Consider the following 9,515-nt stretch of genomic DNA (forward strand, 5'->3'; position numbering starts at 1 on the left):
CGGTCTGCAATGGATCCATCACCGTTCAGCAGGGCGGCAGTTACATGATGAGTGTTGGTGACTTCAGCCGCCAGAACGTTACCGGTGTTGTTGGTGACTGTACCGGTGGTCTGTACCTCTTCCACCTGGTCAAAACGAATACCGGAAGCGGTGGTGCTGTCCAGGTCATTGATTGCCCAGCTCTGGTCTGGCGCAGCCCGGCCATCCACGACGGTATCGGTTTTACCGGCTGCATCGGTGCCTGCGTAACTGGCTGCATCTTTAAAAGTCATCTCAGCGGCACTCAGGTTACTGTTTGCATCCAGAGTCACCGTCAAGCTGTCGTTGGTATTATTCACCAGTTGCCCGACATTGCTGATGGCCGTATCGGTATCGGTGAAATCAAAGCGGATATTGTCGCTGGAGGCGGACTGGCTGCCTTCTATGACCCACTGGCTGTCGGTGCTCTGGCCGCTGACATTGGCGGCGGTAGTGACGGATTCAATGCCGGAGAAATCGACGTCGTTACTGGTGGCACTCTGGTGACCGCTAATGGCCCAGTCAGACCCTTTTGAGTCCACAACGGTATCCGCAGTCCCTTCTTTGGCATCGACAGAGGCAAGTCCCCGGAATTTAACCGACTGGCTTTTGACATAATCTCCAGTACTATCGCTATCCAGGGTAAACTGGTCATCACCGGAAGTGCCTTCTAGAATGCCGTTGTTAGATATGTGTCGTGTGATAATACCAGTGGCTTGATCGTAGTTGGCTGTACCAAAGGTGACAGTCTCAGCCGAGTTAAGGGATCGATTGTTAACGGTGACCACTCCATTGGTATCGGTTAATGTTGCGGTGCCGTTGTTAAAGACAAACTCATCATCGGCGCTGTTCCCGGTAAGGGTCACGCGGCTGGTACTGATCAGATTTCCAATCCGGTTGGTGCTAGATGTCAACGAACTGTTATTACCCACGTTAATCACGGCACTGCCCGTACCGCCCAGGTTGGCTGACCCGTCATTGATCAAGTTGTGGGTGTTTACGGTGAGGTTGCCCCCCTTGCTGTTCAGGGAGCTACTGGAGGCAATGTGGGTGGTGTTTTTTGCGGTTAAGGTGATATTAAGGCCACTGCTGCTTTCGTTGGCATCGATCGTACTGTTGATGTGGAGATGGTTATCGGCCTCCAGGTGAAGGCGCACTTTTTCAGTGCTTTCCTGACCCAGGGCAATGACTTCAGAGAGGGTAATAGTTCCATTACCGCCATTGCTGGTCGTGGTTTTCAGGTGAACATGGGTACCGCTGTTCAGTGCGGTTGCCAGTGTTGTTCCGCTGACGGTTTCACCGGTTTTGACCGTAATCCCATCACTGTTAAGCAGCCAGGTTCCGGCATTGCCGTTGCTGGCACTGGCGGTAACATCTCCCGTGACGGTAAGGGATTGTTTGCCGGAGGTTTCTACGGTGCCGCCATTTGCCCCTGTGGCACCGTTGGCGGTTATGTTACCGGCAACGTTCGTTGAGTTATCGGACCAGGCTACGACCTTGCCACCATCCCCTGAGTTGGTAGCACTGGCATCAATGGTTACCGTGTCTTCAATGCTCACCGTATTGGCGTTAACCAGTGTGTCATCATTGCCACCGGAACCACCTCCTATTAGCACCGTGCCGCCACCGGCATCGCCAGAAGCAACGATTTTTGATTTACCCGGTTCTGTTTCATTGTTCTTCAGTGCAATGTGGTTGCCTTCAAGGGTTACCTGTCCTCCAGTGAAGCCGCTTCCGGTGGCCGAGACATCCAGGGTGCCCGTATTGACTACATCATTGTGCTTGCCTCCAGAGCCTCCAAGATAGATGGTGCCACCATTGCTGCTGATCCCTGTGGCTTCAATCACACCGCTATTATTGACGACATTGTTGATCATCTGATCGGCAACTTTTGCCGTTAGGATGATATTGGCTCCCTGGATAAGGCCGCTGTTTACTACGGCACTATCGATACCCAGTTGACTTTCAAGAGCTTCCTGGTCAATTGTGATGCCGATGAGTTGGTCTGCATCAAAGGTAATGGTTGTTTCAGAGCCTCCGGCAAGAGCGACAAAATGACCGGAAACAAGGTTATTGGCTGACGCCAGGTTTTCTACATGAGGCCCCTGTAGAACGACGCCGCTGGCCGCAGTAATCTTGCCGCTGTTTGTTATCGTTCCAGCTGTCGCTGAATTATTGTTGAATTTTAGTTTCAGTTTGCCCTCTGCATCAGTGGCAGCATTCATAAAGGCATCAGGGTTGATATCCAGAGATGATGCGGTAAGGCTATTAACATCAACCGTTGAGGTTTGGGAAAAAAGAATGCCGTGGGGGTTTATTAGCAGGACATGGCCGTCTGCTTTAATATGGCCTAAAATCTTACTTCCATTGTCGTCAAGAATTCGATTGAGAACCAGGTGAGATGTGCTGCCCTGCCTGAACTCCACATATTTATTTTCATCCAGGTTGAACTCCGTCCAGTCAAGAGCCAGCTTCTCTGATGACTGGTCAATAATGGTTGTGTCATTAGCTTCTATGGTTGTTTCCTGATCAATGCCAATAGTTCCCGTACCACCTGTAATTTTGTCGAGTATAAGGTCAGCATAAACGGGTCCCCCCCCTAACATGGAGAAGGTCAATACACCACCTCCCATGGCAATACGCTGCAACCTGAGGGCCTGGGTAATTGCAGAGGGTCGTAAATAACGGCCATTGTCTTGTTTTTTTTGTTCTCTGTTCATAGAGCTATCCGTGCAAATCTTAATAAGAAGTAATTGGGTCAATCCAGTTTGAAGGTGGCGTCAATATAGGTTTGCCAGGGTTTGGCGTTGTTGCCTGCCAACCCGTTGCTGGACTTGGAACCGGTGGGTTTGGCCACGGTGATCGTCGAAGTAAACCCGTCTTTCCAGTTAAGGCGCAGCAGAACTCCGGCTCCGGCCAGATGGGCCCAGGGATCGCTGGGAGCGGTGCTGTTGCTGTTGAACTTGTAGCTGTTCTCACTGCCGTAGGCTCCGTCCATAAAGAGGGCGTATTGCACGATATCGCTCAGACGTGTGCCACTTTTCAGCTGATAGTCCAAGGCGTCGGGAATCTCGAAAAACCACTCGGCTCCGAGATAGACGCCGCTGTCGGCAGAGAACTCACTGCCTGTAAAGGCGCGAACGGAGTTGGCTCCGCCCAGGGCCATCTGCTCAAAGGAGGGCAGGGCGGATTCGGAATAGCGCCATTTGGATTTGATCACCATTCTGGACTCGCTGTCCGTAAAGGGCAGGGGTATAAAGAAGAGGGAGTTGGTGTCCAGGGAGAGTTTGTAGAACTGATTACCCCGATCTTCCGGCACTTCATTGTTGAGTTGGCCCTGCATCAAGGATAACCGTCCCATATTCAGGGTCCGGATGGTGGAGCTGAGCAGATCCCCTTCGAAAATCAGCTCCCCGGAGGTGGCATGGTCTCCCTCCGTAAACAGGGGAACCGAAGCGCTCCGCTCAATGCGTTTGTCGCTGAATTTTAAACCGGCTGCCAGGTTGCTAACCCGGGAGCGCTTCAGCTGATGCATCAGGGTAGCGGAGTAGGTTTTGCTCGCCCCGGTAATTTTCAGGAGATTGACCGCCTCGTCCTCTTTAGAGGAGACATCGTAACGGTTCTCTTTGGCAAACAACTCAAACCGGGTGGCCGGACTGAACAGGGGCAGGCTGTAGCGCACTTGCGCCAGATCGGTATTGGTGGGTGTAAAAGATTTCAGCACCCCCAGGGAGAGCTGGTCGCCAATGCCCAGAGGGTTATACCAGTGGCCCAGTCCATAGAGCCGGTGCTCTCCGGTATATTCCGAGCCGTGGTTATCGGCCCGCAGGGTAAAGTCCCAGGTTTTCTCATTTCGAACCTGGAGGTTCAGGTTGGATTCCCCCAGATCGTCGCCTTTTTCAAAAAAACCGTAGACATTGAGGCCAGGAAGATCGTTCAGCAGGTAGATGCTCTCTTGGATTCTGGCATTATCCACCAGCTTGTCGACTTGGTGATCAAAAGCCGCTGCCAACTGTTCATCGGAGTACTTTTCATTGCCCTGAACCGTCACTTTGCCCAGCTTACCCGGAATAATATCCAGCTCAACCACACCGTTTTGGACCTGCTGGGGGGGAATAAAGGCTCGGGCCAGCAGCAGTCCACGCTCCCGGTAAAATTGCGTGACGGCCTCGGCGACGGTTTCGATGTCGGTATAGGCCATTCCCCGCAGGGCATTCTGCCGACGGAGTATGGCGACCAGATCGTTGAAGTCCGCCAGGTTGAGTTGGTCCGGAGTTTTGGTGAGCGCTTTTTTCTGCAGAAAGGCGGCCACTTCGTTCAGCTCGGCCTGGGTAAACCCACTCTCCAGGGTTTCGGCTTCTTTCATATATTGTTTGCGCAGATCTTCCACCAGGGTTTCAACGGCTTCACGCGTTACGCCGGCCTCCGGGTATTCCGGAAGGTTTCTGAACCGAAAAGCGCTGATGCTGATATGGGGGGCGATATTGCCTGTGGTTTGATTCAGGGGAATACTGTCCTTGTCTTTGCCCTGATTTTCAGGCTGTCGCTTTTGGAACTCCCGGGTAAGCTCTTTCTGTTCCAGGTCTGGAACATAGTCTTCCGCCGCTGCCCCCAGGGTGGAATACCCCAGCAGATTGACCATAAACGTGGCCATCACCAGAGGCCTGAGACGGAACGTGACGAATCTGCGAGTCTGCTCGTGTGTTTGACGGTACACCCTTTAAATCCCTGTCGTTTTGTAGTTTTTGTGTTTCAGCGCAAGGCTCTGACCAGCCGGAACCCCGTAATCTCATCCGGCTGGCCGGAGTGCGGGTTTCGGGTCGTTACCTGACAACGCTTCTGGGGCACCTTCCGGCTGCCACCTGCGGCAATCAGTGCCCCATCTTCGTCCAGGGTCCACTCCTGGACATTGCCTATATAATTAACCAGCCCGTTGTCGTTTGGTCGTCCGATGGAGGCATTCACCAGCGTCTGGCCTTTTTGCAAATTACCAAATTTCAGAAAACAGTTCCGGTCCGGGTCACTGCCATTGGACTCTGGTGAGGAGAGGGCCAGCCACTCCCGGTGACTGGGCAGTCGATAGGTATAGCCGCTCTCCTGACTCAGCCAGTGGGCGTAGGCTCTGGCCTGGTTAATACTGATGTTGTGCACAGGCAGCTCGGGGGCCGAGGACAGGGCAGGACACTGACCTGTTTTCTGACAATAGTGATTAAATTCTGCCGTAGTGATTTCATACCGCGTCACCGCCAGTTTGGCTTGATCAGCCATGGCTACGACCAGCTCAGGGCTGGCACCGCCACTGGCGAGCTGATCCTGACAGGTGTAGCGTTGCCCCTGACGGCCTGATCCCGGAGCCAGGTGAGCACAGTAATCAATGGTGATGGTACTGATCGCTGATTGTTCCGGAAAAAGTGCGAGAGCCGCCTGCTGAAACCGGGCGGCGGTAGTGGGGCTGCGAGTGGCCACTCGTTGAATGCAGGTACTCAGTTTGGCTACGGCTTCAGGGACCTGAGTGCGGTAGGCCTGGCTGCTCAGTGTTTTGAGATCTTTTAATCTGAGGGCCACCTCACCGGGAATATCCAGCCGGCTGTTGCAACTCAGGGCGTTGTTGAGTGCCGCCGACGCTTTTTCAATATTTTGTTGCCGGGCTTTTTGGGCCAAGCGTTCTGCCCGTGCCTGCTTCTCCCGAGCCAAACGGGCTTCCTGCTCCTTGATTTGTTGAGCCAGCTTTATCTGCTCAAGACGCCGTGCTTCCGCCAGTTTTCGGGCCTCTTCTTCAGCGGCCAGGCGCTGGCGCTCCTGTTCCCGTTCAGCCTCGGCTCTGGCCGTTGCCTGCAAAGAAGTTTCGTGATCAATCAGCTGGGAGTCCGTCTGCCAGTGAACAGCGTTGTTCAGCAAGGCTTCGGCCTGGGACAAATTTCCGGATTCCCGAGCCTGGGCCGCGGCTTGAAGATAAACGGTCATGGCCTTTTGCCGGGTCTGGGCCAAAATACGGTGGTCATTGGGGGTCAGGGCCTGATAGCGTTCCAGCAGAGTGTGGATGGTGTTATCCCACTGGTCATTCAGGGGAAGCGTCAGGGCGTCCTGCAACTCTTCCAGAGCTGCTTTCTGTTTAATCTCCAGTTCAATGCCTGCCCGAAGATCCACCTGTAGCTCTTCGGTGAGTTCTTCCCGGAGTTGTTCCTGGTGGACTTCCTGAGTGGTGAACTGATAAATCAGGGTGCCTGCCATGGCGATCACCAGTGTCACAGCAACGGCATAGATGGGCAGGCGAGAGGTGCTGAAAAAGGCGTGCTCAAATTCACTGACCGTGGGTGTTCGTTTATCCCGGGTAAAGGCCAGGGCCTGTTCCAGGGCTTTCCACTGTCGTTTCGACAGGCGCTTGATGCGCTGTGGTTTGAGGTTCTGCTCCCAGGCTTTGTCTGCCGGGGTCTTATTGAACGGGTGCTTTCCGGCAAACAGTTCATAGGCGACACAGGCCAGGGCATAGACATCGTCGCTGGGGGAGGGCGCTTCCCCCTTTAACATTTCATAGCTGGCGTAAGCGGGAGTGAGTGCGCTCAGGGTGCCCGCATCAAACAGGGTTTTATCCCCTCCGGATGAAGCGGCGGCATCGGTTGAAGAGACCGCCCGGGCAATGCCAAAGTCAAACACCTTGGCGACCTTTTTGCTGGTGACAAATATATTACCGGGCTTAAAGTCGGAATGAATAATCTGGTTGGCATGGGCGTGGGCCAGTGCCCGGGCGATATCTCTGAAGATGGAGTAGGCCTGATCCATCTCCAGACCCACACCCGAAGCATCGCGGATTAGCTGGTCCAGTGGCGCCCCTTCTAGATACTCCATGGTCATAAAGACCAGGTCGCCATCCCGGTCAAAGTCATAGACGGTCACAATGTTCGGGTGGGCCAGGTTCTGGGACTTTCTGGACTCCCGCTGCAGGGAGATAAACGCGTCGGGGTGTTTTTTAAAGTCTTCGTTTAATAATTTAAGCGCGACGTAGGGATCACGATCCCTGGCTTCCACCTTGCGCTGGTCGATGGCCTTGAAGACCGAGCCCATACCGCCGGTGCCCAGCAAACTGTCCAGCTGAAAGCGGTTATTGATCACTCGTTTAGTATTCTGGCCGGATTCAGGCGCAGCAGTACCTGCTCCCATTGTTGGGGAGGTCGAAGGGGCGGGTCGGTGTGTTCCGCTGTTTCCCACAAAAACGGTGGCGCCGTCATTAGGCAGAGACCCAGTGGTCACCAGACGTGTTGCATCGTCGTCCTTTTTTTTACTCATCCTTGTACTGCTCACTCCATGGCGTCAGGCCATGACAGACATTGATTTTTTTATAACAGCCACCTTATACGCTGCTTTTGTCATGTCAACTGTATTTCATTATGGGAACAAGCCCAGTGAGTTGGCCGCAACCAGACTGAGCATGGCGGTGCCAGAGCCATAAAACAGAACAAAGAATATCCTTGCCAGAACCCGGTCTAAACGGGTTGTGTGTTTGTATAACAGTTCGGAGTTGGCATGGAGGTAAGAGAGTTGGCTGGCTTCCAGCTTTTTGCTCAGAGCCCTTGGAGTTGATAAAGCCCCGGCAACATTAAGTATGTCCCAGCCACTCATCAACTCCATCCCAAGAGCCCCCTTGGTGTCTGGGTTTTTTCTGAGCTCTCTTACAGTAATTTGACCAAATGCAACAAACAGGCACCAGGCAATCAGCATTATTGCCGTAGCAATGGCAAGTAGTGTTGAATATAAACTCATTCAGTTCAGCGCCTTCATGGTTGGAAATGTCCAGAAATGCACTGGACTTGCCTGTAACTCCCTGGGTTTTCCTGAAGCATTCCTCAGTCACCCAATAACCTGCATGCCTTCATCAGCACCATTACTATTCCCATTGATCCTGTAATAACATAAAAAAATAAAAATAATCTCCCTAAAAAACGATCAAGCAGTGAAGTGTTTTGGTATATGATCTCTGAGTCTGCATGCAAGAAAGCAAGGCGAGTGACTGCAACTTTTTTGCTCCATGCTCTAGGTATTGAGAGCGCTTTTGCAACATTGAGAATGTCCCAGCCACTCACCAGTTCAGCCCCAAGAATCTCTCTGGTTTTGCTATTCCTTCTTAGTTTTCTAACGGTTAGTTGGCCAAAAAGAACGAAGAGAATCATGGTAAAAAAACCAGTCATAAACACCAAAGCAAACAATGTCGATTCCAGGCTGCTCATTTTTCCAGCCTGTTTATAATCTGATCGTACAACTCGCCGGCATTGTCTTTTGCAAGGCGATTAAAACTCATTGAAATTGTTGCGGAAGCTCCTGCCACCATCACTCCTCCAACGATAAGAGCAACCCAGCCAGCCGGTGTTGCTACCGCCATGAAACCAAGAATAGATACTCCCGTATTGACTGCAAGAGAGCCCGTTATGGCGCTAAGGGCAAAACTACTTGACTCTATAAACAGATCTCTCTCCCAGTTTCCACCAGCCTTATAGCTGTTATGAATTTTCCCTGCCCGGCTGGTAAAGTCGATAACCGCCAAACCATTTCCCAAGTATCGGGTATGTTGCGCCAGCTTGCTGAGCGTGTTTGCCTGCACCTGGTCAACCAGGTTCAGCCGGGCAATGTTTCGGCTGCTTCTGGCTATGTTAATGGCTCGATCAGCATTGCTCAGGGGCGTCCCTTTTCTTGCTTTTGCTCCCGTATTAACCGTATTCAATTCATGGCGAAAGCGTTGCTGCATGGTTCTGAATGCCTTAACCGCATTATCCCGAGCGGCTGGAGCGCGCTGGCTGGATCGATAGGCCAGCAAAGCGTCCTGGTAGTTTCTGACCGATTTGGCGAAGCCTCCTATCCGTTCACCATAAACACTGGTGGAAGCCCCCATCAGGCCAACATTGAACTCTTTCAGGTGTTTTGTGATTTCTGCAAGAGCAAGGGTATTGTCGCCACCAAAAGACAGAGAGAGGTGGGTCAGTTGGGTGGCGATGGGCTGAGTGGCAAGCCGGTTGATAATCTGCTGCTGTTGCCTGCTCTTTTCTCTGCTCAACAGGTAAGGGGTAAAGGGTTGCAGTGTTTCCGGGTTTTGGCAGGTAAGCCCGTGAATGGTTCCGCTGCTTATGTCGCAGCTATTTTTCAGGGTGCCTGGTCTGATTGGCTGATTGCATAGAATTACTTCGCTCATGGAACATCCTGTTCTACTTCATTCTTATAGTGCTTATCACCGCCGATACTGTCATAAGGTCAGTGATTGTTAAATGCCGTCAGGTTTCTTTTTTTGTGGTTGTGTTCGTTTGTAATCCCGTAGACGCGCTCGGCACGTTGATTCTAGGCGGCGTTATCATCTAACCGTTCAATCATATTGCTGGAAACCAGACCGGAAAGGCAGCTGATAGTGAGCTAAAGTATGTGAATTTGGTTTGCTATGGCTCGCACAGTACTCAAAGATGATCAATGGGATCGGATCAAAGACATGTTACCAGGCAAGGCCTCTGATCCCGGAC

General features: G+C 52.3%; 6 protein-coding genes. All 6 read right to left on the bottom strand.

The window, feature by feature from the left end; genetic code table 11:
* Positions 1–2,738: two-partner secretion domain-containing protein (locus tag ACNRUY_RS24920; protein ID WP_488114375.1), on the bottom strand; the 2,738-nt coding region annotated here is incomplete at its 3' end.
* Between the two features lie 38 nt (positions 2,739–2,776).
* Positions 2,777–4,735, bottom strand: a complete 1,959-nt coding sequence (locus tag ACNRUY_RS24925) for a ShlB/FhaC/HecB family hemolysin secretion/activation protein (protein ID WP_488114376.1) — start codon at positions 4,733–4,735, stop codon at positions 2,777–2,779.
* Positions 4,736–4,770: 35 nt separating this feature from the next.
* Positions 4,771–7,302 carry a bifunctional serine/threonine-protein kinase/formylglycine-generating enzyme family protein gene (locus tag ACNRUY_RS24930; RefSeq protein WP_488114377.1) on the bottom strand — a complete coding sequence of 844 codons (2,532 nt, stop codon included), beginning with the start codon at positions 7,300–7,302 and terminating at the stop codon, positions 4,771–4,773.
* 99 nt (positions 7,303–7,401) lie between these two features.
* Positions 7,402–7,776 (bottom strand): hypothetical protein, encoded by a 375-nt coding sequence (locus ACNRUY_RS24935; RefSeq protein ID WP_488114378.1) that lies wholly within the window; start codon positions 7,774–7,776, stop codon positions 7,402–7,404.
* An 83-nt stretch (positions 7,777–7,859) separates the two neighbouring features.
* Positions 7,860–8,240 carry a hypothetical protein gene (locus tag ACNRUY_RS24940; RefSeq protein ID WP_488114379.1) on the bottom strand — a complete coding sequence of 127 codons (381 nt, stop codon included), beginning with the start codon at positions 8,238–8,240 and terminating at the stop codon, positions 7,860–7,862.
* Positions 8,237–9,196, bottom strand: a complete 960-nt coding sequence (locus ACNRUY_RS24945; RefSeq protein ID WP_488114380.1) for a hypothetical protein — start codon at positions 9,194–9,196, stop codon at positions 8,237–8,239. Before ACNRUY_RS24945 ends, ACNRUY_RS24940 begins: the two co-directional genes overlap by 4 nt.
* Between the last annotated feature and the right edge of the window lie 319 nt (positions 9,197–9,515).

It is taken from the genome of Endozoicomonas sp. Z74, from assembly GCF_057680865.1.